The organism is Rhizobium sp. BK181, from assembly GCF_014193305.1.
In the GTDB taxonomy this organism is placed as follows: domain Bacteria; phylum Pseudomonadota; class Alphaproteobacteria; order Rhizobiales; family Rhizobiaceae; genus Rhizobium.
In genome coordinates this window covers 21,385-42,708 of record NZ_JACHZA010000016.1, presented here as the reverse complement: position 1 = coordinate 42,708, position 21,324 = coordinate 21,385, and the positions used below count along the sequence as shown (strand labels likewise).

Below are 21,324 nucleotides of genomic sequence, written 5' to 3'. Positions count from 1 at the left end.
TCAAGCGTTTCCGGTCGCGGCGCGAACCAGCGTTTCCGGCGTGAGGTCCCTGCGCTCGAAAAGACCGGCCATCAGGCCTTCTTTCATGACCAGGACCCGGTCGGACATTCCAATGATTTCAGGCAGCTCGGACGAGATCATGATGATCGACAGCCCTTCGGCGGCGAGTTCGCTGATAAAGCCGTGCACGGCAGCCTTCGAGCCGATGTCGATGCCCTTGGTGGGTTCGTCGAGAATGATCACCTTCGGCATGGTGGCGAGCCATTTGCCGATCACAACCTTCTGCTGGTTTCCTCCCGACAGGGTCCCGACAGGAACCGAAAGGGCAGCAGCGCGCAAATCCAGGCGCTCGGCATATTTGCGCGCCAGTGCAAATTCGTTCGCGGCTTTCAGGAAGCCCTTGCGCGAGGTGCGAGCGAGTGAGGGAAGAGTCATGTTTTGGTAGATCGGCATGGGCAGCGCCAGTCCGTGACGACCGCGCTCCTCGGGAACATAGACGATACCTGCGCTGATCGCGTCGAGTGGCGAGCGGATCGCAATTTCCTGACCTTCGAGCGAAAGTCGTCCCGAGGCGGGCGTGGTAATACCGAAGAGAGATTGGCAGAGCTCGGACCGGCCAGCACCGATCAACCCGTAGACACCCAGGATTTCGCCCTTGCGCAGGGTAAAGGAGATATCGCGGAACTCTGTCTGATGACAGTACTTCTCGACCTGAAGCACCGGGCCGCCGATCGTCACATCGATCTTCGGAAAGGCATTCTCGACATCGCGACCAACCATAAGTCGAACGATATCATCCTGGGGCGTCTGCTTGAGTTGGCCGTGGCCAACTGCACGTCCGTCGCGGAAGACCACGAAGTTGTCGGCAATTTCGTAGAGCTCGTCGAACTTGTGACTGATGAAGAGGATCGCCTTGCCTTGCGCTTTCAGCCCCTTGACGATGCGGAACAGGTCGTCGATTTCCTTTCGCGAGAGGGCCGCCGTCGGTTCGTCCATGATGACGATGCGCGCCTCGATCGAGAGTGCCCGGGCAATGGCAACAAGATGACGCTGCGCAATCGAGAGATCCTTCAGCCGGATCGTCGGATCGATATTGCTTTCAAGGGAATGCAGTAATTCCTTCGAGCGACTGTTCATCAGTTTCCAGTCGATCGTGCGGAGCCTTGTTCGCGGCGCATGGCCGAGAAATATGTTCTCGGCAACCGTCAGTTCGTCGAAAAGAACGGTCTCCTGATGAATGGCGGTCACGCCGACGTCGATGGCGGTCTGTGCGCTGGCGAAGGTCATGACCTTTCCATCGACGATGATCTCGCCTTCGTTCGGCCGGTAAATGCCTGTCAGGATCTTGACGAGTGTCGACTTGCCGGCACCGTTTTCGCCGATCAGGGCAGTGACCTTGCCGGGATAGAGCGCGATGCTGACGTTATCGAGCGCCTTCACGCCGGGGAAGATCTGCGAAATCCCGCGCATTTCCAGGATCGCGGGCACCTCGTCCGCCTTGATACCCGCGACGGATTGTTGGAGGGCAGTGTTCATCAGCGTTTACCAGTGTTCAGGTGAAAAGTCCCGGCGGCGCGAACCGCCGGGTTTTTGCTTGTTGGAGTGCGACTAGAAAACCTTCGAGAACTGGTCGATGTTCGAAGCGTTGTAGACGAATGGATCGGACATTGCGGCTTCGCCCTTGTCGTCGATCTTGATCTTGCCCATGCGGCCAGCTTCGATTTCCGTGCCCGGCTTTCCGGTCGCATCACCCTTTACGAGGTGATAGGCGATCTGCGTTGCGGAGTAACCGAGGTCGATCGGGTTCCAGATGGCAAATTCCTTCGTCGCACCCGACTTGATCGCTCCTGCCATTTCAGACGGCAGGCCAAGGCCGGTCACGTAAACCTTGCCGATGAGGCCCTTGTCTTCGACAACCTTGGAGGCAGCCAGAACGCCGACCGTCGTCGGTGCGACGATGACCTTGACGTTCGGGTTGGATTTCAGCAGGCCTTCGGCTTCGCGATAGGACTTGTCAGACAGATCGTCGCCGTAAACTGTCGTAACAAGGTTGAGACCCGGGAAGTCCTTGAGCTGCTTCTTCATCTGGTCGATCCAGATGTTCTGGTTCGTCGAGGTGGTGGTTGCAGACAGGATTGCGAAGTCGCCCTTGCCGCCATCAAGATGGTCCTTGGCGAGCGTCAGGCACATCTTGCCGATCAGCTCGTTGGACGAGGGGTTGAGCTGCAGGATGCGGCCGTCCTTGTTGACACCGGAATCCCAGGAGATGACCATGATGCCGCGCTGCTTGGCTTTCTTGAGTGCCGGTACAACGGCGTCCGGGTCGTTGGCGGAGATGGCAATCGCGTCAACGCCCTGGGCGATCAGCGAGTTGATGACTTCGATCTGGCCTTCTGCGGTCGTCGAGGTCGGGCCCGTGTAGATCACCTCCACGCCGCCCAGCTCCTTGGCAGCTTCCTGCGCGCCCTTGTTGGCGGCTTCAAAGAAGCCGTTGCCGAGCGACTTCACGACCAGACCGATCTTGACGTCCTTGGCGCTTGCTGCGCCTGCCATCAGGGCGACGGCAAAGGCGACGCCCACTGCCAGTGTTTTTGCGAGTTTCATGCTTTCATCCTCCCACGTTAATAAGACTTGCTACATCCTTGCGGCGCCACTCAAGCGACCGACGAGGAATTCCCCTTCGCTTGCGAAACCGTGCTCGCGATTACGAGCTTGATGCCTGCATCCTCGATCATCCGAACGGACTCCTCTGGAACGCCGTCGTCGGTAATGATCGTTGAAACACGCTCAAGCGGACACAGAATGAGGCTCGACCGGCGATGAAACTTGCTGGAATCGACCATGACGACGAGCTCGTCGGCCTGGTGCATCAGCTTTTGCTCGCTTTGTATGATCTGCGCATCCGATTCCATAACCCCAAGGGGGCCAACGCCCTGCGCACCGATGAAGAAACGTCGGGCGTAGAAATTGCGGATCGCATCATTGTCGAATGGTGACAGGATGAGGCTCTGCTCGCGGTAGATCACACCGCCGGGAACGGTAACCGTGTTCTTTGAATGCTTGACCAGGTGCTCGGCGATTGCAAACGAGTTGGTCATGACCTGCATGCGATGCGCGGCCATGAAATGCACCATCTGAAACGTGGTCGTCCCGCCGTTGATGATGATGGCGTCACCGGGATCGCAAAGATCGACAGCTGCTCGGGCAATTGAGCGTTTCTTATCGATGTTGACCGATTCCGAAACTCTGAAAGGGCGGCCCGCAAGATTTCCGAGTTGCGGCGGATGCACGGCCTCTGCGCCACCGCGGACGCGGCGGATTTTTCCCTGCACATGCAGCGCTGCAATGTCACGCCGGATCGTCGCCTCGGAAGCTTCGGTCAGTTCAGAGATATCCTGAACTGTGACGACCGACTTTTCCTGAACGGCGCTCAAGATGATGCGATGGCGTTCGCGTTCGTGCATGGGGTTCCTCCTAACCTGCTTATTTCGCAGTTATGAAAATCTGTCAATCAAAAACGATCATATAATTTCATATTGCGCTGCAACATAATCGGATTTGATCGTTTTCGATTGACAATGTCTGCTTTCATGAGCGATATCGTCAGCACAAGGGAGCGCACAGTTCGTTCGCGCACCAATAAATTTCACATGGGAGGATGACATGGCGGCAACCGTCCGGCTTCTTGATAACCGTTGGGACGACTCATACGCGGCAGGCCTCGATGAGCCTGGAAAGCTGCTGTATCGCTCCAATCTGCTCGGCGCCGACAAGCGCATCACCAATTATGGCGGCGGCAACACCTCCGCCAAGGTCATGGAGACCGACCCGCTGACCGGCGAAAACGTCAAGATCCTCTGGGTCAAGGGTTCTGGCGGCGATGTCGGCACCATCAAGCTCGACGGCTTTGCGACTCTCTACCAGGACAAGCTCGATTCGCTCAAAGGGATCTACAAGGGGGTCGAGGATGAAGATCGCATGGTTGGGTTCCTTCCGCACTGCACCTACAATCTCAACGGCCGCGCAGCGTCCATAGATACACCGCTGCATGGTTTCGTACCGTTCACGCATGTCGACCACATGCATCCGGACGCCATCATCGCGATTGCTGCCTCCAAAAACTCCCGGGAATTGACGAAACAGATCTTCGGTGACGACATCGGCTGGCTTCCGTGGCGCCGCCCCGGTTTCCAGCTCGGGCTCGACCTGGAAGAGTTCGTCAGGGCAAATCCGAACGCGCGCGGTGTCGTGCTGGAGAGCCATGGTCTCTTCACATGGGCAAATGATGCAAAGGCTTGCTACGAGCTGACGCTCGATATCATCAACAAAGCGATCGGATGGTTTGCCGAAAAGACCGAGGGCAAAGCGATCTTCGGCGGCCAATCGACAGAGAGTCTGCCGGCTGACCAGCGTCGCGCCATCGCCGCCCGGCTGATGCCTGAAATTCGCGGCCGGATTGGCCAGGCTGAGCGCAAGCTTGGTCACTTCGATGACCAGGATGCTGTCCTCGAATTCGTAAATTCCAGGAACCTGCAGCCGCTTGGGGCCCTCGGTACGAGCTGCCCCGATCACTTCCTGCGGACCAAGATCCGTCCGTTGATCGTCGCGTTTGATCCGGCAAAGCCGGATATCGATGCCGTCGTTTCTGGCCTTGACAAGGCGCTCGAGGATTATCGAGCCGACTATGCGCGGTACTACAACGACTGCAAGCACGACAATTCGCCAGCCATGCGCGACGCAAATCCCGTCATATTCCTTGTTCCAGGCGTTGGAATGCTGTCATTCGCACGGGACAAGGCGACGGCTCGCATTGCCAGTGAATTCTACGTCAATGCCATCAATGTCATGCGGGGGGCATCAACGGTTTCGGAATATCAGGGGCTGCCCGAGCAGGAAGCGTTCGACATCGAGTACTGGCTCCTCGAAGAGGCCAAGCTTCAGCGGATGCCGAAGCCGAAGAGCCTTGCAGGGAAAGTTGCCTTCGTCACCGGCGGCGCCGGCGGCATTGGTCGCGCGACAGCCACCCGACTGATCGGAGAGGGTGCCTGCGTCGTATTGGCCGATATCGATCAAGACGCGCTCGAAAGCACGCGAGTCGAGTTTTCGAAGCAGTTCGGAGGTGACGCCGTCCGCAGCCTGAGGCTCGACGTGACCAGCGAAGATGCTGTTATATCCTCATTCGCCGAAGCCTGCGTCGAGTTCGGTGGAATTGATATCCTGGTGTCGAATGCCGGCATTGCTTCGTCGGCGCCGATCGAAAGCACGGAGCTTTCGATGTGGAACAAGAACATGGATATCCTGTCAACTGGCTACTTCCTTGTATCGCGTGAGGCCTTCCGTCTGTTCCGCAGGCAGAACCTCGGGGGCAATGTCGTCTTTGTCGGGTCAAAGAACGGCCTGGCTTCCTCGCCGAATGCGGCCGCCTACTGCACGGCAAAGGCCGCCGAGATCCATCTTGCCCGTTGCCTGGCGCTCGAGGGCGCAGAAGCCGGCATTCGCGTCAATACCGTCAATCCGGATGCGGTGCTTCGTGGCTCGAAGATCTGGAGTGGAGAGTGGCGCGAACAGCGTGCAGCGTCCTCCAAGATCGAGATCGGGGAACTTGAGGAGCACTACCGCAAGCGTTCAATGTTGAAGCTGAATGTCTTCCCGGAGGACATCGCCGAGGCAATCTACTTCCTGGCATCCGATCTCTCGGCAAAGTCCACCGGCAACATCATCAACGTCGATGCTGGCAATGCGCAGAGCTTCCCGCGCTGATCGCTATTTCCGCAGGATCACCCATATTGCGTGGATGATCCCCGGAACGTAGCCGCAGAGCGTCAGCAAAATATTCAGCCAGAAGTGCAGGCCGAGACCGACCTGCAGAAAGACGCCTAGAGGCGGCAGGATGATCGCGAGAAGAATTCGAATGATGTCCACGGCCGCCTCGTTCATGAGTAGCATTCCACGCAGGTGAACGCGGACAGGAGCCGTTGGTTCGTTGCGGCAAGGGAGGAAAGAATGGCCGATACCAGGATCGCGCAGGATCTTATCGCGCAGGAAAATGACAAGCGTGCAGCAGCGCTCCAGTCGGACTACGAGGCCCTTGGGGCCAATTTGGCGCGGCGCGGCGTCGACATCGAAACCATAACACGCAAGGTGTCCGAGTTCTTCGTCGCCGTTCCATCCTGGGGTGTCGGTACCGGTGGCACCAGGTTTGCCCGCTTTCCGGGCACCGGCGAGCCGCGCGGTATCTTCGACAAGCTGGACGACTGCTCCGTCATCAATGAGCTGACACGCGCGACACCAAACGTGTCCTTGCATATCCCGTGGGACAAGGCCGATCCGAGGGAACTGAAGGCGAAGGGCGATGCGCTTGGCCTCGGCTTCGACGCGATGAATTCCAACACCTTCTCCGATTCACCCGGCCAGGCGCATTCCTACAAGTACGGCTCACTGAGCCACACGGATGCGGCGACCCGTGCTCAGGCCGTCGAACACAACATCGAATGCATCGAGATCGGAAAGGCGATCGGGTCCAAGGCACTGACCGTCTGGATCGGCGACGGCTCGAATTTCCCGGGCCAGAGCAACTTCACGAAAGCATTCGAGCGCTACCTTGCGGCGATGGCTGACATTTACAAGGCGCTGCCGGACGATTGGAAGCTGTTTTCCGAGCACAAGATGTATGAGCCGGCTTTCTATTCGACGGTGGTGCAGGACTGGGGAACCAACTACCTGATCGCCCAGACGCTCGGTCCGAAGGCTCAATGCCTTGTCGACCTTGGCCACCATGCACCGAACACCAACATCGAGATGATCGTCGCCCGGCTCATCCAGTTCGGCAAGCTCGGCGGCTTCCATTTCAACGACTCCAAATATGGGGACGACGACCTCGATGCCGGTGCGATCGAGCCCTACCGCCTGTTCCTGGTTTTCAATGAACTGGTTGAGGCGGAGCAGCGTGGGGTCAACGACTTCAATCCGGCGCATATGATAGACCAGTCGCACAATGTCACTGATCCGCTCGAAAGCCTCATCAACAGTGCCAACGAAATCCGTCGGGCCTACGCCCAGGCGCTGTTGGTCGACCGCAAGGCGCTGACTGGACACCAGGACGAAAACGACGCGCTGATGGCGACGGAAACGCTGAAGCGCGCCTATCGCACTGACGTCGAGCCGATCCTTTCGGAGGCACGCCGGCGGGCCGGTGGTGCGATCGATCCGGTCGGGACCTACCGGGCGAGCGGCTATCGCAAGAAGGTGACTGCCGAACGGCCCGCTTCTGCCGCCGGGGGGGGCGGCATCATCTGATCGCCACGTTCCACGGCCGTTTCAAAGGGCCGCTGTCGGCGCGACAGCGACCCGGTTCACATTAGGGCCTCCATTCGCCGGCTATCTGCCGGGTCGCGATGTTCAGCCGATTCCAGACGTTGATGTTGGCGATGGCGATGACGAGCGCTGCGAGGCTCTTGCCGTCGAAATGCTGCGTGGCTTCATTCCAGATATCATCGGGTACCGGGTCGGCGCGATCGCTGATGCGGGTAACCGCCTCGGTCAGCGCCAGGGCTGCTCGTTCAGCCGGCGTGAAATAAGGAGTATCACGCCAGGCGCTGACGGCAAAAAGCCGCTCATCGGTTTCGCCCGCCTTCTTGGCGATGCGCGGATGTCCGTCAATGCAGACGCTGCATCCATTGATCTGGCTGGCGCGCAGATTGACCAGTTCCAGAAGGATTGGCGACAAACCTGTTTTGGCGGGGACGGCAGCCAGAGCCTGCAGGGCCTGCATCGCGTCAGGAACGACAACCGCTGGATTTCCCATTCTTGCTTGCATCACGTTTCTCCTTGATGTGTTTTCGAAATGACGCCGCCGGCCGTGTTGTCACACAGGCCGGGTTTGGTTCGTCATGGAGTTGACGGAACAGGCTGGAGGAATGTGACAGTGATGCAAGAAAATTGGCTGGCGGCGGAATTCGAGGCGAACAGGGCGCACCTCAGCGCCGTGGCCTCCCGCATACTCGGCTCGCGCACGGATGCGGACGACGCGGTTCAGGAGGCCTGGCTGCGGCTCGGCCGCTCTGATGCCGGTGCTATCGGCCACATCGGCGGCTGGCTGACGACCGTTGTCGCACGCATTTGCCTGGACATGCTACGCTCCAGAAAGGCGAGGCGCGAGGAGCCGTTCGACGGGCCCGTGCACGAACGCGTCGCAGACACGTCGAAATCGGTCGATCCGGAGCGCGAGGTCGCCTTTGCAGATTCCGTCGGCCTGGCGCTCCTGGTGATCCTGGAAACACTCGCGCCAGCCGAACGCGTCGCCTTCGTGCTACACGATATGTTCGATCTCCCGTTCGACGACATTGCGCCGATCCTCAACCGCTCATCGGCGGCAACACGACAGCTTGCAAGTCGCGCCCGCCGCCGCGTTCAGGGCAGGACGGACATGCCGGAGGCGGACGCGACACGCAAGAAGCAGATCATCAATGCATTCCTTGCAGCCTCGCGGCTCGGTGACATCAAGGCACTTTTGTCGATCCTCGACCCGCAGGTGGTCTTCACCCCAGATGCTGCAGCAATCCGGTACAATCCTTCCGTTCGCGAACTGCGCGGCGCGGATGCAGTTGCCGAGACGTTCAAGGGTCGGGCCCAGGCAGCGCAGCCGGCAAAAATTGATGGAGAATTCGGATTTGTCGTTGTGGTCGGCGGACAACTGCGCGTCGTCCTGCTTATGACGTTCGAGGGGGAAAGGATTGCTGGCATTGATGCCGTAGCAGACCCAGCCTACCTCTCAAACCTGGAATACGAGTTGTTCTGACAGGTGAGCCCAAACACAAAGAGCCGCCGCTGCGGCAGCGGCGACTCTCACAGGGGCAGGGAACCGCCCGGAAACATTCAGCAATAGCTGCACATGGCAGCCGGATCGTTCGAAATCGACTTCAGAAATTTGCCCACAGGAGTCCGCTGTTCGCGCTTCCCAGCTGCCGTCTCGAGGAGACGTCTGAAATCGTCAAGTTTCACGCCGTCGGCACGGAGCACCATGGCGATCAGGGGGTCGCGAAGGGCTTCGGTAATCGTCAATTCTTCTCTGGTCTTGCTCATGGTTTGCCTCCTTTCGTGGGCAGTAGCCCGTGTTCCACTCCGTCGGCGCCATGTGACTGCGGCATGAAGTCTCGTTGACTTCGCTGAGGAGTGGTGTTACCGGTAAGTAACAATTCATTTGTTACCGATCGGTCACATGGATGTCAAGGACCTTGTCCGCAAAAAAAGTTGAATCATTGGCCCTGCAATTTCCCGCCAACGTCGACGAGAAACTCCCACCGCGAGAACGTATCGTGTCGACCGCCACCCTGCTGTTTCGTGAGCACGGCATCCGCGGCATCGGCGTAGATGCAATCGCAGACGCGGCCTCAACGAACAAAATGACGCTCTATCGCCACTTTGGCTCCAAGGATGAACTCGTCTGCGAAACGCTGCGACGTGCTTCAGAAAAGGCAGAGGCGATCTGGCGCGACCTTGAGGCGGTTCATCCCGGCGACCCGAAGAGCCAGCTCAGGGCGTGGGTTGAAGCCCGTACCCAGAGCCTTTGCGGTCAGCACGTCGGCTGCGATCTTGCGAATGCGGCAATCGAGCTCAAAGGCGAGGGGCATCCGGCCTATGGTGTGATAGAGCGCCATAAGGCTGAACAGCGCGACCGGCTCGAGGAGCTCTGTCTTGCAGCCGGTGCGCGCGAACCGGCACTCCTGGCGGATACGCTGACCCTGCTTCTTGAGGGGGCTCGCGTGACACGCCAGGCAATGGGCAACGACACATGCTGCAATCACTTCTCCAAAGCCTGCAACGCCGCCATCACCGCCTTTGCGTGATCAGGCGGCGTGTCGGTGGGAACCATCTTTCTTCTCGCTCTCCTGACGAGGTGGGGAGGATGGCATGAATTATACCTACCTTCATCGTCTGTACCAAAAGCGCCCCGAGCTCGAAGCCAAGCTTGAGCTCTATGAGGCACGCGATTGCTTCGGCGACGAGGAGATCGACGACGGTACGGATCGGGAGTTGCGGAAGCGGCTCACCGAGATCGGCACTGGAATCGACACCCTGGAACACTTGAATGCCCGCTAATTGCCGGCGTTAAGCAGTTGTATGGTCCGCTGATCGTACTCCCCGTCATAGAGGTGCTCGATGACCTTGTGGAACGGTGAGCCGTGGTCACTGATGGCTGCAAACAGCGTCATGGACGAGCGGAGCTTCAGATCATCGGGGGATCCGAACATGTCGTGCGCAGACAAGCCCTCGATTTCGAGGATTGCATCGACGCAGCGCTGCAGCCGGCTTCCAAGGACGGGATCGGCAAGATAGGCGGTAGCCTCTTCGGCAGACCTGATCGCATATTTCTCGGCCATTGTGGAAGTACCCAGTCCGGCCATTTGGGGAAAGATGAACCACATCCAATGGGAACGCTTACGTCCGGCTCTCAACTCGGACAACGCTCGCTCGTAGAAGCCGTTCTGTGCGTCTACGAAGCGCTCAAGGTTGTAATCGATTTTGCCGGGCATCGACGACCCTCCCTTTACGCATAACTATATCGCCAGGGATCCTTGTCCATGCCCGGACTGCGACAGGCCGCTAGCAGGACCTGTCGGGGTATGGACTGTGCTCGCGGCAGTAATCCGCCGATGGAAGTGTTTCTGAGATTGATCCGACCGTTGCCGGATCGAGGGATGCCATCGGAGCTGTATAATGGACCGTCAACCCGGCAACGCCCAGGAGCACGAAGGCTGCAAGGACTATCACTCGGTTTGATAAGGAAGGTGCGTTTGCATTGACATGCTCGACATATTCGCGTTCACCCATGCCGTTCAACTCGTCTTCCGTTGCGTGGTGATGCACCACGTCGCCGCGCGCCGTGTTCAAAGTCTCACCATCTTTCATTTTGTTAACTCCTACACTGAAGCGCGCATCGGCATACGATCGTCTTCTGCCGCAGACAGCACGCACGACGCATTTGTGATTTTCAGGCCGCGGATTGAAGAGTGAATACGCAAACGCAGTGTTCATAAAATCGAACCAATCGGTTTGATTTGACCTATGGGGCTTGGCGCGTCGACAAAATTCGGCTTAGGTCAGCAGGACATTCAGATTGCGGATAGCCCATGGCACACTCATTTGGCGCGATGTCAGTTGCGCAGCTTTCCACTCTCATTCAAACTGCAGCCGTCGATCCCCTCGAGGTGACACAAGCCGTGCTCGATGGTATCGACGCCTATGCGGATAGGGCAGTTTTCACGGCAGTCCTGAGGGACCGAGCGCTGGAGGAGGCCATGGTCTCGTCCAAACGCCTGAGGGAAGGGCGGTCGCGGGGGATGCTGGACGGCATACCGATAGCGTGGAAAGACCTCTTCGACATCAAGGGTCGCACGACAACGGCCGGCTCTACCGTCCTTTCGACCGGCCCGGCCGCACAGACCGACGCAGCGGTGGTGGCAGCGCTGAAGCAGGCGGGGATGATTTCAATCGCCTGCACCAACATGAGCGAGTTCGCCTTTTCCGGCCTTGGCCTCAATCCGCATTTTGGCACGCCCGAAAACCCAATAAGTCGTGACGTGCCGCGAATCCCGGGCGGTTCGTCATCCGGCGCCGGAGTCGCGGTGGCTGCCGGGCTCGTGCCGGTCGCCATGGGCACCGACACCGGGGGATCCGTTCGCATTCCTGCGGCGTTCAACGGTATCGTCGGATACAAGGCGACACGCGGTCGCTACCCGATGAATGGCGTCTACCCACTGGCAAAGAGCCTGGATTCCCTTGGCCCGCTATGCAGAACGGTGAAGGACGCCGTCTGGATTGACGCAGCCTTGCGTGGAACGCCTTTCCCGCTGATGGTGGCTCGACCGGTCGCCGGGCTTGAAATTGTCGTGCCGGACAACGTCGTCTTCGATGGCGCGCAATCCGGGGTTGTTGCAGCCTTTGAAGCAGGGCTTGATCGGCTTGCTGCCGCGGGTGCGTCGATCACCCGGATCACAATACCGGCCTTCGATGCCATATTGGGGCTCATGACCCGATATGGCGCTCTTGTTACTGCCGAAGCCTTTGCACTTCATCGCGAACGGCTGGCCGGGCCGGCCGCCGACGACATGGATCGACGTGTCGTCGTGCGCACGAGGCTCGGCGAGAAGATCACGCTTGCGGACTATCTTACGATCCTGGAAGCGCGCGAGCGGCTGATTGCCGATGTCGCGCGTCGCGTGGGGTCCAGCCTCGTCGCCTTCCCATCCGTTGCCCATGTGGCACCGCCAATTGCACCACTCGAAGCCGACGACGAGCTGTTCTTTGCAACCAACGGCCAGACCTTGCGCAACACAATGCTCGGCAATTTCCTCGATTGGTGTGGCGTCTCGATCCCCTGCGGGACTGGTGACGCCAATATGCCCGTCGGTCTCCTGCTCTCTGCCGTGGCAGGGCAGGACGAAGCAGTCCTCGGTGCCGCCCTTGCTGCGGAGGAGATCATCCGCAAAGACCTGAGTTGACCGATTGGCATTGCGAGGAGGCGAACATGACTGAAGGAACGCTGGAGAATGGACGCTTTGCAGTTTCGACGTGGTCGCTGCATCGGTTGTTGGGAACCGTCTATCCCTACAGCCCCGATCCAGACAAGAGCCAGGACAGCAAGGAGCCTTATGAACCGGGACGTTCATCGCTGATCGAAATCCCACAGCAGCTCGCAAGCAACGGTATCGGCAGGATCGAGATATGCTCGTTTCATCTGCCAAGCCTGGATCGAGGCTATCTCCAGGAAATGCAGGCGGCCCTTCAGGAAGCTGATATCATGCTGCAGACGCTTCTTGTCGAGGATGGGGATCCGAGCCATCCGGAAACAGCGAAACGTGACATCGAATGGATTGCCCGCTGGCTCGAGATCGCAGAGGTGCTTGGCGCCAGGAACATTCGGGTGATTGCGGGCAAGCAGCCGCCATTACGCGAAAATCTGGAGCGCTCGGCGGGGCACCTCGGGTGGCTTGCAAGACAGGCCGGCAATAGCGCGGTTCGGGTTGTCACCGAGAACTGGTTTGATCTCCTGCCATCCCCTACGGAAACAAACTGGCTGCTTGACACGCTGGAAGGCAAGGTCGGTCTCAATGGCGACCTCGGCAACTGGGCAGCGCCGGCCAAGTACGAAGGTCTTCGCGACATTATGCGGCGGGCAGAACTCTGCCACGCCAAGGCCAATTTCAACTCGTCCGGCCTCGATGGCGATGATTATCGCAAAGTTCTGGAAGCGTGTCGGGTGGCAGGCTACGACGGACCATATACGTTGATCTACGATTCAACGTTCTACGCAGACGAGTGGGATGGCATCCGGCTCGAAAAGGCGTTTATCGAGGAGTTTCAACTGGACAGGCGGCGCGCGGTCGGCTGAACCGCGAAAGGAGCATGGAATGAGTGGCAGGACGATCGACAGCTTCGCACAGCGCATCAGAAGCGGCGAAGGCGGATTGATTTCTGCGTGGATCGGTATTCCCGACCCACTTTTTGTCAATCATCTGGCGCAGGAAGAATTCGATGCAATCGTGCTGGACATGCAGCACGGCGTCTGGGATCTGGGGTCGGCTGCCGTTGGAATCGGTCAGGGAAGACTTGCGGGCAAGCCGGTCCTCGCGCGAATTCCTGTCGGCGATTTCGCCGCTGCCTCCCGCCTCCTTGATGCGGGGGCCTCTGGGATCATTGCGCCGATGATCAACTCGGCGGCGGATGCGGCCGCCTTCGCGAAGGCTACCAAGTATCCGCCGGTTGGTGAGCGTAGCTGGGGACCGACGCTGGCCCTGAACCATACGGGACTTCCCGCAGCCGAATATCTGACGACAGCGAACGATACAACTGTCGCCATCGCCATGATCGAAACGCGGGCCGCGCTCGATGCCGCAGACGAAATCACGCGCGTTGAGGGAATCGACGGCATTTTCATCGGGCCATCCGACCTGTCGATTGCACTCTCGCAGGGCACCTCGGTGGCACCGGATACGCCCGAAGTCGACGGCGTTCTGAAGCACCTGATCGCCCGATGCCGCGCTCATGACAAGTTCGCCTGCGTTTTCGGCAGCAACGGCGAGCGGGCAGGCGAGCTCTTGAAGATGGGCTTCGATTTCGTCATCGCAGGCGCCGACACGCAGCAACTGCGTGCAGGAGCGGCAAGCGCGATTGCTGCGGCCAGGCGGGTTCAGGCTTCGGGTTGACTACTTCACCGCTAGCCAGATGACGTGACGCGCGCCTCCGCGCTTGCCATTGGCGCGTGTGTTTATCGTCTCGACGACGAACCCGCAATCAGACAGACGACGGGTGAACCTGGCGTCGGGTCCTGATGACCAGACGGCGAGAACCCCGCCAGGCAGAAGGGCATTTCTCGCCGCGCGCAGTCCGGCGCTGTCGTAAAGGCGATCATTGGAACGGCGCGTTAGCCCGTCAGGCCCATTGTCGACGTCCAGCAGAATGGCATTGAATTTCGCGTTGCGCTCCCGCAGCAGTTCACCTACATCACCCTGATGGACGGTAACCCTGGGGTCATCAAGGCAACCCTGGAAGACCTCTGACATCGCGCCGCGGGCCCAATCGACGACCGCCGGCACAAGTTCGGCAACCACGACCGACGCATTTTCAGGCAAAACTGAAAGGGCGGCACGCAGTGTGAAGCCCATGCCGAGGCCGCCGATAAGGACGGTCGGGCGCGGATGATTGCTGATCTTCTTATGGGAAAGGGTTGCCAGCGCTTCTTCGGAGCCACTGAGGCGGCTGTTCATCAGCTCGTTTGACCCAAGCATGATCGAAAACTCGCTGCCGCGTCGCTTCAGACGCAATTCGCCGCTTTCGCCAGGGATCGGCGCCGAATCAAGTTGAATCCAAGGAAGCATGTTCTCGTATCTCGCGTTGCGTGCCACTCCCTAGCACAGCATGGCGGTCCCGCGAACCGCATCTCGGCTCGCGGGACAGTGTACGGGCAATGACTACTGGAGATTCCGGCAGGCCTGATTGGCTGCACGGGTTCCAGGCTGGGCTTCCACGCGCTGGCCGCCAGGGCAAACGGTCCAGTTGATCTGGTCTGAATATATAGTGGTCGTGCCAAAATCGATCGGGATAGAAAGACCTCCTCCGCCTGTGCCCTCGGTGTCGGGAGATGTTCCCAATGGCGGAGAACCATCGAAGCGGCCGCTGCTGTCCATTCCCATGCTCGCTTGCGCGAAGGCCGAACCAGCAAAACCGAAAAGGAGCACTGAAGTCACTGCGATAAGCCTGCGCATGATCGAGATCCCTTCATGTTGAAGCACTTACGAATATAGAGCCGATTCTTATTTGTACCAGCAGCTCGGAACCATAAGGCCGTCTAAATTCGTAGGAATTCGGTAAATGATTAACGTGAGGCGCAGCGGTCTGTGCGCCTCGTGCTGACATCCTGCGTGGCAGCGCCATATTGCCCTCAGGCAGGAAGATGGGAGACCGATATGGATGCAGATTCCATGGTGATGAGGGTCCGGGTAACCGGTCGCGTCCAAGGGGTCAGTTTTCGCGTATGGACGCGGGATCGTGCGCGTCGACTGGGCTTGAAGGGGTGGGTGCGCAACGAAGACGACGGCTCGGTCATGGCCCTTATTGCCGGAGAGGAAACCGCCGTTTCGAGCATGCTGAAGGATTTCTGGAAAGGGCCGCCGGGGGCGTCTGTCGATGCCGTCGATGTCGAAAAGGCCCGGCCCGAGACTGTTCCAGATAGTTTCGAGATCACGGTGTGACTTGAAGTCGTCGGTTCCGTCACCTGCGTGGCTACACCGATCCATTTGTCGCGCGATGGTTCGAGGGAGGAGACGGCGACGCGCGACCTCCTGCACCACATGACGTCCCGCGCTGTGAGATTGACTCCGGTTTAACTGTCGCGGCAAACGCCCGGATGTGAGATATTGGGTGCGCGGCAGATCGGCCGATCTGCCCGGTTGTTGAGGGAGGATTCCTTATGCCACTCTTCATCATCACAGGGTGCTATTCAACGACGGCAGCGAAAGGAATGATCGCCGATCCATCTGACCGGGAGGTGGCGGCGCGAGCCATAATGGAAGCAGCAGGCGGAAAACTACACTCTTTCTACATTACGACCGGAGAAAATGACTGGATGGTAACCGCTGAATTTCCTGACGGTGCTGACCTGGTCCCCGCACTCCTGGTCATCGGAGCGTCGGGAGCAGTAACAAATATCAAAACCGTGCGAGCATACACGGGTTCGGAATTCAAGGCCGCCCAGGAAAAGGCGGGCAAAATCGTATCTGCCTACAAATCCCCGGCAAGATGAGGCAGCCAACTCACCGAACCACCGTCGGCAGCGGACGTTGAATCCGCTGCCGGTTCGTTTTGTGGCATCCATCGATCCCGGCTGTCGAAATTTCCGCTGTCCTGGCTCCATCTTTCGCTTCGCGACGAGCAGCCTTTCGACCCTTGATGACGGCCCATCATGCCCGCAAGGATCGGCGATCCGGCTGCAGGGCCACGGCTACATGGTTGGTGCAAAACGTACGCCGAGGGAGCCGAATTGCCTCCATCTGACGGTGCACTCAAACACACGGCCGTCAGACAATCTCAGATCGAACTCCTGAGGAACCGCGAGTGCTGCTTCGACAGCCAGTCGCGCGCCGCCATCGGACAAGTCTTTTACAACGCAGTCCAGTACACTCCCGCCGCCGTTAAAGAGTACCTTTCCTCCGATAAACGTTCTTTTTCTATGGGTCGATCTGCTGTCCATTGGCACACCTCATTGCGTCTAGCGTATATTAGCCCGCGGATGACCGAGAAGTTAATGAGACGGTCAAGGTACGGTCGCAGACAAAGCTTCTGAGATCTCGAGGCATTGCGGCATCGGTCGATGCCTTCGGTCTCGAGGCGGACCGGCTGGAAACCGTTCCCATTTTGCGAGTGACAGCGAGGACTTGATTGTCCGGGTCAATCCCGGGAGGCCGTTCCGGACTGATTGTTGCTCTCCTGAAACAGTATGTGGTCCAGACGCGCCGCTCGCGCAATTGTGCCCGCTGGAACCACATTTCGGCCATGGTGTCGGCGAGTAGGACTGGCTCGCACTCTCGAAACTCGAATCGGAACCCCTGAAGTTGCATGCCACGTTCTTGATCCGACCGCTCCTGGTGGCGGCCGGCGCTTCCCTTCTTGCGGCTTGTACGCAAATCCCCTCGGAGCGCCTTGTCGCATCCGTCGACACTCCCCCGACCGGAGCAAGTCTTTCAGCGCTTGAGCCAAGCCGGGCGGCGGCAGCCCAGTCAACCGTCGTCCCGACGGATCGGCCTCCTGAGAAGCCAGACTATTCGATCGCCTACGCTGAGCTGGACGATCAGGAGTTTCGCTGGCCGGCGATCGACCCTAGGGCGGTTCATCCCGACTATCTGCGCCAGGAGGTCGACTACGCAACGGACGAGCCACCGGGCACAATCATCGTCGACACCGAGAGGAAATTTCTCTACCTCGTTCTCGAGGACGGACGCGCAATGCGATACGGGGTAAGTCTGGGCGCGCAGGGTCGTGCCTGGAAGGGGCGGGCGATCATCCAGTGGAAGAGGAAGTTTCCGACGTGGACGCCCACCCCTTCGATGATTGCGCGAAATCCAAAGCTCGCACATTGGAAGGGGGGCATGAAGCCCGGCCTGACAAATCCACTCGGCGCGCGTGCTCTCTACATCTTTCAGGACGGCAAGGATACGCTCTATCGCATCCATGGCTCTCCGGAGTGGCAAACGATCGGAAAGAACGCGTCATCTGGGTGCGTTCGGATGTTCAACCAGGATGTCATCGATCTCTATGACCGTGTCCGCGGAAAGGCACCGCTCCTCGTGAAATAGGTCGTGAGCGATGAGTGAAAGCGAGCCGCGCGTCCGGACCGAGCATCCCCCAGTGGGCATTTCGACATGACTGGTGAACAGGAACCCCTAGGGTTAGACCAGGACGACGCAACTGTTGAGACGGCGGCAACGGGTATGAAAATCGTTCGTGGCCGCCGAACAATGGGGCGGACCTTCGGGTGACCGTGACGCTAACTACTGCCCAGGGCCCTTAATGCCTGCGGCAACAAATACTCGGCAACCTCTTCATGACCTTCCGCGGTGCGATGACGGCCACAGGATCACGATACGCGCTGAAGGTTCGCCCACCTCCAGGTAATCGGATCAGTGGAATGTGACGCGCACTTAATCCGATCTCGGCGACGTATTCCTTGGTATTTAGGCCACTTTATTGTTTGTCATTTCCCTTGGCCCTGTCGATAATGACAAGCCGGCCCCGGTGGGCACATCCGCGTCTAACCTGCCACCGGCGTTTGTGCTGTGCGGAACACCAGCGTTGACGACATGGGAATCAACCTCACGCCCATGAAGAAGACGTTCCAGTTCAACGGGAAGGCCTGATCTCTGGCGACGCCGCCAGGATGCCGCCGGCCTGTTCCTCTCCCGGCTGTGTTATCGGCTCCTATACAAACGATGAGAATCGGGGCCGCCCATGCTTCCACTGCACAAATGGAAAGCATGAAACCCGCCAAAGCGATGCGGCAAGGTTGGAAAGGTACCACCTGAACCAGAAACAACTGCATGCATTTCTGCCTCCGTCTCGATGACAGGCGGATGATTTCGAAGGTTTATTTCAGGACACCTTCAGCGCGAAAGAGGATTTACCATCCCGCCACCCAGGTCGTCCCGCGAGGCGAGCGGGACAACAATACCATCAAACGTCAGCGTTAAGCAGTGGAGGAAAACACCGCCTGAAACAGCAAACAACCGCCTCACTCGAAGAGCGGCACGGGAGCTTATCGAGATGCGGTCCGCTATCGCGACGGTTGGTTCAGGCGCTTGGGATCCCATCGTCGTCTACAACGGCATTGACTTCACATATCAAGCCTGCCGGATCATAGGTGATATTCACCTCGCCCTTCAGTTCAGCCGCAAGCAGGCTTTCGATCAGGCGGGAGCCAAATCCCCTTCGGGTAGGCTCGCTGACCCTTGGTCCGCCCATTTCTTGCCATCGCAGGGTGAGTCTATGCGGTTCGTCATTGGTGACAGACCAGTGAATGGATATCTGTCCTTCCGGCATGGACAGCGCTCCATACTTTGCCGCATTCGTAGCCAGTTCGTGCAATGCAAGCGAGATCGAAACGACCGCACGGGGCACCAGGCGAACGCTTGGGCCTGATATTGAAATCTTCTCGCGCGAATAGGGCGACAGGGCTTGCTTTACCACCGCTTCCAGCTCTGCCTGTTCCCAATTCCCGTGCATCAGCAAGTCATGAGCCCTCGACATCAGGGAGATCCTGGCCTCGAATGCATCCACCCCTGCGCGGTTCGCCGTCTCACGCCCAAGCGTCTGTCGGGCGATGGCCATGACGGTTGCAAGCACATTCTTGACCCGATGATTGAGCTCTCCGACAAGAACCGTCTGAAGTCGCTCTGCTTCCTTGCGGGCAGAGATGTCGTGCGCAATTTTCGCTGCGCCGATCGTCCTGCCATAGGCGTCGAAAATCGGGGACACGCTGAGCAGGACATCGACCAGCCCGTCATCACTGCGCCGGCGCTTTGTTTCGTAGGGATCGACCCTCAATCCGGCGCTGACCTGCCTGATGATCGCAGGTTCTTCTTCAATCCTGTCGTCCGGAACAAGGATCATGACAGAACGTCCAATGGCTTCTTGTGCCGAGTAGCCGTAGAGTTTTTCCGCGCCACTGTTCCAGCTCGTGATCCGCATGTTCAGATCGATGCTGAGAATGGCATCGTTGGAGGAGGCGATGATGGCCGCAAGACGACGCTCCACCTCTTGGGCGCGCTTGCGCTCGGTGATGTCGACAACAACCGCGGCGGCCTGCTTGATCTCTCCGTGCTCGTCGCGTAGGGGCGAAACCGAATTCGCGACCCAGACAAGACTTCCATCCTTGCGCACGTAGCGCTTCTCGATGTCGAAGCTCTCGCCGGTCTCGATCATTTGCCTGAACGAACGGAGGTAGTCTTCGAGATCGGTCGGGAACGTTATGTCCTGCACCCGCATCTTTAACAGTTCAGTTTCCGAATATCCGACAATTTCGCAGAACCGCCTGTTTACCAGATGCAGCCTGCCGGCGAGATCGGATTGCCCGATCCCGGCTGCAGTCTGTGTGAATATGGCGCGGAACCGCTCCTCGCTCTCGCGCAGTGCCGTGTCAGACCTGACTCGTTCAGTGGTCTCGTTGACTATACAGAATACGCCGCGCACCTTGCCTGTCTCATCGCGTACCGGCGAGTAGGAAATGTCGAAATGGACGGTTTCGGGATAGCCGTGACGTTCGATGTAGAAGGGGCGGTCCTTGGCGAAGACCGTTTCTCCGAAATCGAGGACGCGACGCAAAAGAGGCTCCAGGTCACTCCACAACTCTCCCCAGTATTCGCGCGCCGGGCGACCAAGTGCGCGCGGATGCTTGGTGCCGATGGTCGGGGCGTAAGCGTCATTGTAGAGTGCGATGAAATCCTCGCCCCAGAAGAGAACGATCTGAGCCTTTGACGGCAACATCAGATCGACAGTCGACTTCAGACACTGCGGCCATGTGCTTGGTGGACCCAGACTGCTATCGGCCAGGCCCTGACCGTAGATGCGGCCCGACATCTCGTCGGATCCGGGTGATGCGTCGTTGCTGTGCAGGGGCTTCTCCTCCACCCGATGGCCTTTTAATTCAGAGGTTTGATGGCCAAACGTCAAGGGGAAAATTAAGGTGCCTCTTCACTTCTCGACGTGGCACCAGGCCGCCAGGAGTGGCCGTGACGTGCATCGCATTGCGACGTTATGGCCGGCTTCATTGAAGAAGATCGAACCGACCGTGCCGCGTTGCCATCCCTTATCGTCGCATGAGAATTCGCAGTCGGACAGCGAGAGAAAGACGCGGGACCGAAACTGGATGTGATCGGGGAAGCGGCTGTAGGGTGCCATGATGGTCAGACCGAGAGCGACGTCGCTGCGCTCCTCCATGCCAGACATGCCCGCGATTACCGCATGAGCGTGGGTATGCTCGATGTTGATGCTGGCAAACGGGCCGGTCTTGCTGGCGACCCATTCCAGGCTCCTGGCGACATCGGTGATGGCGGCGGCAGCTTCGGCGTAAGGCTCCCCCCTGGAGGCCAGGTTGCGTAGCGCGAATTGCAACTGCGGCGCCAAGGGCAGAGGGCTAGCCGGCTTCATCGCGACGGCGCCGGGCTCCTGCAGGAGGTGAAATACCTTGCCGGCGACGAATTTTTCCATGAAAGGAGCTGCATCCGACATCAGGATGTTACCCAACGCGCCGATAACGCGCTGGACATTGGCAGGCCT

Annotated in this window: 24 protein-coding genes; 11 read left to right on the top strand and 13 right to left on the bottom strand. The window is 58.9% G+C overall.

Annotated features, from left to right (window positions below):
* The 3 genes from FHT77_RS25165 to FHT77_RS25155 form a co-directional block, all read right to left on the bottom strand.
* On the bottom strand, nt 1–1,536 hold the full coding sequence (locus FHT77_RS25165) for a sugar ABC transporter ATP-binding protein (RefSeq protein ID WP_183757547.1): 1,536 nt from the start codon (nt 1,534–1,536) through the stop codon (nt 1–3).
* A 72-nt stretch (nt 1,537–1,608) separates the two neighbouring features.
* Nucleotides 1,609–2,604 (bottom strand): rhamnose ABC transporter substrate-binding protein, encoded by a 996-nt coding sequence (gene rhaS, locus FHT77_RS25160; RefSeq protein WP_183757546.1) that lies wholly within the window; start codon nt 2,602–2,604, stop codon nt 1,609–1,611.
* Between the two features lie 50 nt (nt 2,605–2,654).
* A complete protein-coding gene (locus tag FHT77_RS25155) occupies nt 2,655–3,464 on the bottom strand; it encodes a DeoR/GlpR family DNA-binding transcription regulator (protein ID WP_183757545.1) in 810 nt (269 codons plus the stop codon).
* 199 nt (nt 3,465–3,663) lie between these two features.
* Between FHT77_RS25155 and FHT77_RS25150 the strand changes: the two genes are divergently transcribed.
* Nucleotides 3,664–5,760: a bifunctional rhamnulose-1-phosphate aldolase/short-chain dehydrogenase gene (locus FHT77_RS25150; protein ID WP_183757544.1), complete on the top strand. Its 2,097-nt coding sequence runs from the start codon at nt 3,664–3,666 to the stop codon at nt 5,758–5,760.
* A 3-nt stretch (nt 5,761–5,763) separates the two neighbouring features.
* Here FHT77_RS25150 and FHT77_RS25145 read toward each other — a convergent pair whose 3' ends face one another.
* On the bottom strand, nt 5,764–5,922 hold the full coding sequence (locus tag FHT77_RS25145) for a YqaE/Pmp3 family membrane protein (RefSeq protein ID WP_183757633.1): 159 nt from the start codon (nt 5,920–5,922) through the stop codon (nt 5,764–5,766).
* An 81-nt stretch (nt 5,923–6,003) separates the two neighbouring features.
* Here FHT77_RS25145 and rhaI point away from each other — a divergent pair, with 81 nt between their 5' ends.
* Complete coding sequence (gene rhaI, locus FHT77_RS25140; protein ID WP_183757543.1) at nt 6,004–7,296, top strand: L-rhamnose catabolism isomerase; 1,293 nt, start codon at nt 6,004–6,006, stop codon at nt 7,294–7,296.
* A 61-nt stretch (nt 7,297–7,357) separates the two neighbouring features.
* Here the strand turns inward: rhaI and FHT77_RS25135 are convergent, their stop codons facing one another.
* Nucleotides 7,358–7,816, bottom strand: a complete 459-nt coding sequence (locus FHT77_RS25135) for a carboxymuconolactone decarboxylase family protein (protein WP_183757542.1) — start codon at nt 7,814–7,816, stop codon at nt 7,358–7,360.
* A gap of 108 nt (nt 7,817–7,924) precedes the next feature.
* On the opposite strand from FHT77_RS25135, the gene FHT77_RS25130 reads away from it, so the two are divergent.
* Complete coding sequence (locus tag FHT77_RS25130) at nt 7,925–8,797, top strand: sigma-70 family RNA polymerase sigma factor (RefSeq protein ID WP_183757541.1); 873 nt, start codon at nt 7,925–7,927, stop codon at nt 8,795–8,797.
* Between the two features lie 77 nt (nt 8,798–8,874).
* On the opposite strand, the gene FHT77_RS25125 is transcribed toward FHT77_RS25130, so the two are convergent.
* A complete protein-coding gene (locus tag FHT77_RS25125; protein WP_183757540.1) occupies nt 8,875–9,081 on the bottom strand; it encodes a hypothetical protein in 207 nt (68 codons plus the stop codon).
* A 140-nt stretch (nt 9,082–9,221) separates the two neighbouring features.
* Here FHT77_RS25125 and FHT77_RS25120 point away from each other — a divergent pair, with 140 nt between their 5' ends.
* On the top strand, nt 9,222–9,845 hold the full coding sequence (locus tag FHT77_RS25120) for a TetR/AcrR family transcriptional regulator (protein WP_183757539.1): 624 nt from the start codon (nt 9,222–9,224) through the stop codon (nt 9,843–9,845).
* A gap of 64 nt (nt 9,846–9,909) precedes the next feature.
* Nucleotides 9,910–10,098 (top strand): hypothetical protein, encoded by a 189-nt coding sequence (locus FHT77_RS25115; RefSeq protein ID WP_183757538.1) that lies wholly within the window; start codon nt 9,910–9,912, stop codon nt 10,096–10,098.
* On the opposite strand, the gene FHT77_RS25110 is transcribed toward FHT77_RS25115, so the two are convergent.
* Complete coding sequence (locus tag FHT77_RS25110) at nt 10,095–10,532, bottom strand: DUF1810 domain-containing protein (RefSeq protein WP_183757537.1); 438 nt, start codon at nt 10,530–10,532, stop codon at nt 10,095–10,097. The genes FHT77_RS25115 and FHT77_RS25110 overlap by 4 nt on opposite strands.
* A 70-nt stretch (nt 10,533–10,602) precedes the next feature.
* Nucleotides 10,603–10,908, bottom strand: a complete 306-nt coding sequence (locus FHT77_RS25105) for a hypothetical protein (protein WP_183757536.1) — start codon at nt 10,906–10,908, stop codon at nt 10,603–10,605.
* 221 nt (nt 10,909–11,129) lie between these two features.
* Here FHT77_RS25105 and FHT77_RS25100 point away from each other — a divergent pair, with 221 nt between their 5' ends.
* From FHT77_RS25100 to FHT77_RS25090, 3 genes are read left to right on the top strand one after another with little or no spacing between them, the layout of a single operon-like run.
* Nucleotides 11,130–12,500, top strand: coding sequence for an amidase (locus FHT77_RS25100; RefSeq protein WP_183757535.1), 1,371 nt, complete (start codon nt 11,130–11,132; stop codon nt 12,498–12,500).
* A 26-nt stretch (nt 12,501–12,526) separates the two neighbouring features.
* Nucleotides 12,527–13,390 carry a sugar phosphate isomerase/epimerase family protein gene (locus FHT77_RS25095; RefSeq protein ID WP_183757534.1) on the top strand — a complete coding sequence of 288 codons (864 nt, stop codon included), beginning with the start codon at nt 12,527–12,529 and terminating at the stop codon, nt 13,388–13,390.
* A gap of 19 nt (nt 13,391–13,409) precedes the next feature.
* A complete protein-coding gene (locus FHT77_RS25090; RefSeq protein WP_183757533.1) occupies nt 13,410–14,204 on the top strand; it encodes an HpcH/HpaI aldolase/citrate lyase family protein in 795 nt (264 codons plus the stop codon).
* On the opposite strand, the gene FHT77_RS25085 is transcribed toward FHT77_RS25090, so the two are convergent.
* Nucleotides 14,205–14,876 carry a spermidine synthase gene (locus tag FHT77_RS25085; protein ID WP_183757532.1) on the bottom strand — a complete coding sequence of 224 codons (672 nt, stop codon included), beginning with the start codon at nt 14,874–14,876 and terminating at the stop codon, nt 14,205–14,207.
* 588 nt (nt 14,877–15,464) lie between these two features.
* Between FHT77_RS25085 and FHT77_RS25080 the strand changes: the two genes are divergently transcribed.
* Together FHT77_RS25080 and FHT77_RS25075 are read left to right on the top strand one after the other, a co-directional pair.
* Nucleotides 15,465–15,749 carry an acylphosphatase gene (locus FHT77_RS25080; protein ID WP_183757531.1) on the top strand — a complete coding sequence of 95 codons (285 nt, stop codon included), beginning with the start codon at nt 15,465–15,467 and terminating at the stop codon, nt 15,747–15,749.
* 218 nt (nt 15,750–15,967) lie between these two features.
* Nucleotides 15,968–16,300: a GYD domain-containing protein gene (locus FHT77_RS25075; RefSeq protein WP_183757530.1), complete on the top strand. Its 333-nt coding sequence runs from the start codon at nt 15,968–15,970 to the stop codon at nt 16,298–16,300.
* 198 nt (nt 16,301–16,498) lie between these two features.
* Here the strand turns inward: FHT77_RS25075 and FHT77_RS25070 are convergent, their stop codons facing one another.
* Complete coding sequence (locus FHT77_RS25070) at nt 16,499–16,747, bottom strand: PilZ domain-containing protein (protein ID WP_183757529.1); 249 nt, start codon at nt 16,745–16,747, stop codon at nt 16,499–16,501.
* A gap of 376 nt (nt 16,748–17,123) precedes the next feature.
* Here FHT77_RS25070 and FHT77_RS25065 point away from each other — a divergent pair, with 376 nt between their 5' ends.
* Nucleotides 17,124–17,849, top strand: a complete 726-nt coding sequence (locus FHT77_RS25065) for a L,D-transpeptidase (RefSeq protein ID WP_246720162.1) — start codon at nt 17,124–17,126, stop codon at nt 17,847–17,849.
* Nucleotides 17,850–18,304: 455 nt separating this feature from the next.
* Here FHT77_RS25065 and FHT77_RS25060 read toward each other — a convergent pair whose 3' ends face one another.
* The 3 genes from FHT77_RS25060 to FHT77_RS25050 form a co-directional block, all read right to left on the bottom strand.
* Nucleotides 18,305–18,592, bottom strand: a complete 288-nt coding sequence (locus tag FHT77_RS25060; RefSeq protein ID WP_183757527.1) for a hypothetical protein — start codon at nt 18,590–18,592, stop codon at nt 18,305–18,307.
* A 248-nt stretch (nt 18,593–18,840) separates the two neighbouring features.
* Entirely contained in the window at nt 18,841–20,625 is a 1,785-nt protein-coding gene (locus FHT77_RS25055) for a PAS domain S-box protein (protein ID WP_183757526.1), read from the bottom strand.
* Between the two features lie 114 nt (nt 20,626–20,739).
* Nucleotides 20,740–21,255, bottom strand: a complete 516-nt coding sequence (locus FHT77_RS25050; protein ID WP_246712669.1) for a dimethylsulfonioproprionate lyase family protein — start codon at nt 21,253–21,255, stop codon at nt 20,740–20,742.
* Nucleotides 21,256–21,324: the final 69 nt, after the last annotated feature.